The organism is Streptococcus sp. HMSC070B10, from assembly GCF_001808665.1.
Classification (GTDB): domain Bacteria; phylum Bacillota; class Bacilli; order Lactobacillales; family Streptococcaceae; genus Streptococcus.
In genome coordinates this window covers 1-3,230 of sequence record NZ_KV794130.1, presented here as the reverse complement: position 1 = coordinate 3,230, position 3,230 = coordinate 1, and the positions used below count along the sequence as shown (strand labels likewise).

At 31.9% G+C, this 3,230-nt stretch carries 5 protein-coding genes and 1 pseudogene; all 6 read right to left on the bottom strand.

Going from position 1 to position 3,230, the window contains the following annotated elements; translation table 11 throughout:
- Positions 1-94: 94 nt before the first annotated feature.
- Positions 95-361, bottom strand: coding sequence for a DUF4176 domain-containing protein (locus HMPREF2613_RS00145; RefSeq protein ID WP_225306607.1), 267 nt, complete (start codon positions 359-361; stop codon positions 95-97).
- 44 nt (positions 362-405) lie between these two features.
- On the bottom strand, positions 406-708 hold the full coding sequence (locus HMPREF2613_RS00140) for a DUF4176 domain-containing protein (RefSeq protein ID WP_070478089.1): 303 nt from the start codon (positions 706-708) through the stop codon (positions 406-408).
- A gap of 2 nt (positions 709-710) precedes the next feature.
- Positions 711-1,274 (bottom strand): hypothetical protein, encoded by a 564-nt coding sequence (locus tag HMPREF2613_RS00135; protein ID WP_070478086.1) that lies wholly within the window; start codon positions 1,272-1,274, stop codon positions 711-713.
- Complete coding sequence (locus tag HMPREF2613_RS00130) at positions 1,271-1,828, bottom strand: hypothetical protein (RefSeq protein ID WP_142358445.1); 558 nt, start codon at positions 1,826-1,828, stop codon at positions 1,271-1,273. Before HMPREF2613_RS00130 ends, HMPREF2613_RS00135 begins: the two co-directional genes overlap by 4 nt.
- A gap of 2 nt (positions 1,829-1,830) precedes the next feature.
- Positions 1,831-2,403 (bottom strand): hypothetical protein, encoded by a 573-nt coding sequence (locus tag HMPREF2613_RS00125; RefSeq protein ID WP_070478083.1) that lies wholly within the window; start codon positions 2,401-2,403, stop codon positions 1,831-1,833.
- Positions 2,404-2,415: 12 nt separating this feature from the next.
- Positions 2,416-3,230: pseudogene (locus HMPREF2613_RS00120) on the bottom strand (hypothetical protein); the annotation flags it as partial.

Sequence of the window (3,230 nt, the reverse complement as noted above, 5' to 3'; positions counted from 1 at the left end):
CTCTGATAGACGACTTCTCGAAACAGATAGCTGTGATTTAATACTCTCAACAGAGATACTCAACAACTCTTTTTGTAACAGAACTTCCGATACATCAATCTTCATTCACTTCCTCCTTAACATAAACACTGGATACCATACCTGCATTTAGGTATTCCTTACGCAGAGCTTCTTGGCAGTAGTGTTCATCCACGGTATCCGAATATCCTTCTGATACAACTCTTTTAATAAAAAGATTACTTATAAGCAAAGGAGAGATGTCAAATCGTAGCCCAAACGGATAGCCATGACCAACATAATCCACGTAATGTCCGTTTGCCAAATCAACTCGACGACCTGAAATGACTACAAAAAAGTCCATCTGTTCGCTTGTACTCCTTGTTCCTATCTCTAAATCTACTTTTTCTATATGTTATTTAACTTTAAGTGAGGGTATTTAATATTTTTTTGTTCCTTCTCAAAAAGCTGTTGAGCGCTTTTTTCTTGGTCATCAATATACCCCTCAAACCAAACTTTACTTATATCTTCTTTGTTAAAAAAATAACATTGATTATCCGTATTTCCATTTGGATATAAACATGCCGAATAATCGAAATAACCAATTGTCCCTTGATTATTATAGAGTGGAAAACGAGATAAAATCATTAACTTCACTTCTCCGTTATGAAGTTGAATCACACTTCCGATTGGCAATATTTTATCATTCATTATTAACTCTCCTTATTACTTAATTCTTTGTATAACTGTCTCAATATCATGCTGCGTTTAATCAATTTGGTATTTAAAATAGTGTATACGATAAAATATGATGATAAAGTTAATACAAGACTAATATAATTACCCGAACTTATAAAAATTGCAGCAGTCACTATTCCTATAATCAAAAAACAGAGCATCGTTATATATAATATTAAAACATTCCTTTTTTCTTGCTTTAAAAAGTTTTGATAGTTTCTTAAATCAATTTGAAATTCTTCTAACTCAATGACACGATTTAAAACATAATAAAGTAATAAGCTACTACCAATACTAATGATAATATAAGCAAGGACCAAAGACAGCAACCGAAAATCTGTTGGTACTTCCCCATTTTTACTTATACTTCTTAAAACAATATATAAAACAAGAGCAATTGAACTGTAACCAGTAATAGCAGTTGCTCCATTGATTTTATCCTTTATTGAATATAACAGTTGATGATTTTCATTGCTATAGTAGACAGATTTTCCCTGATATATACCTAGGACAATGAAACTCTTAGTTTTACTTTTCAAAATTTCCTTTCTAAATTATAAGTTTTATACAGTCCATTTATGATTTTTCCTCTTTGGAATACTTTATTATAAAAGAACATAAAATATATAGTCATAAATAAAACTGAAACAACTCCCCATGAAATATTGCCATATGTGATAAAGAGGTATGCAAAGAATATTATAATTAGTGGTAATATGATAAGAGATAAATAGGTAAAAAAGACATTCTTTCGCTCTCTTAACACGAAGTCTCTCATTGCTTTTTCCTCTAATTGAAGTTTTTCAACTTTCCTCTCACGATGGTACGTAACATAACAAACAACAAAGGCTATTATAAAGGAAATCAGGATGCCTATCATTAAAAATTGATATCTTCCCAGAATGGTTAAATAGTATTTGGAATTAACTTTTCCAATTATGACATAAATAATCATGACCATGCTACTGCCAGCAGTTTCTAAAAAAGAAGTCTTTTTTCTTACTATATATAAACTAGAATCTTTTTTATCAAAATAAACTGGATTTTTATCAATTGTTCCTATAGGAACCATATTTTTTAAATATCTTTTCATGTCTAATTATCATAATAGCAATATTTTTTGTACAACATATGAACCACTTTAAATCTCTGTATTGGTTTCGTGTTTAATAACAATAGGGGGAATATAAAAAATAAAATGGCTAAAAACAAAAACAAAAAATTAGAAGTCAATAAATAAACTATAGAAAAAAGCACTGGAGGAAGAAATGCCAATAATATAATTAGATGGCTCTTAACTATATTTTTCTTCTCATTTTTAAGAAAAGTTATCATATCAACGTTTGAAAGCACAAAAGGACTAATAATTAATTCTTCATTCAAAGCTGGTCTGTAGAGGAGTTTTGAGACAATGATCATTAGAAAAAAACCAAAAATCAAGGGCCAAAAACCACTGAATACCTGAGCCTTTGTTACTTCTCTTACAAGAACATAAAGAATAAGTGCTGCTCCTGTCGAAAAAGCGACAGGAGACGCTTTAAACTTTGTTTTAGAATGACCTAAGAACATCTTGTCTGTTTTCTTATCAAAAAAAACTGTTTCCCCTTCAAAATTACCAATTCCTACAAATTCAACGTCCTTTAACTTTATAATTTGATTTTTGTCCACGAGAATCTCCTATCACTGAAATACAGTTCCAATACCACTGAAAAAGTCAGATACTGCATTACCAACACCATCTATGATTTCCTTACCTGTTTTTACTACATTATTTGTTATTTTTGTGACTTCCTTTCCAACAGTATTATCATAAATCATATCAAATACAGCATTGCCTGCAATTGATAAACCCACTCCTACTATAAACCCTGTAGCAGCTCCAACAATACCACCTACAGCAGTTCCTGCAATAGGTATAACACTACCAATAGTAGCTCCAATTGCTGCTCCTGTATTCATACCAATGGTCATAGCTCCAGTCGATATTGCTGCATGAGCCCCACTCTTAATAACAGCATTCGGAACATTCTCACCAGCTGAAACTTGTGTAGTGAAATCAATTGCAGGACCGATAAATGACATCGCCCTACCTATTTCAGGACCAGACTTGGCAAAAGTTTCAATGCCTTTACCCATGCTTATAAAAGATCCTGACGCGACATTACTTACATTATCAAATATATTAGGAGGAACTATACCATTAGTTCCGAGGTTAATAAAACTTCCAAGTGAATCGCTTAATTTATATAAACCATTAATCACCCCTCCCACAACAGTAGGGGTCTTTTCCAATAATTTAACCCAGCCCTTATCTCCAAACACATCAATACTATTCATGATTGACTCATTGGCGAAATTATTTTTTAAATCATTTGAAATTACATCAGAATAATTTTGATAGTTCGAAGCTACCGTCCCACTATACTTAGATTCGGCAAGCTGTTTTGCGAGAGAATTTTGATACTTCACAGCTTTGGAGTTGCTATGGATAGCTG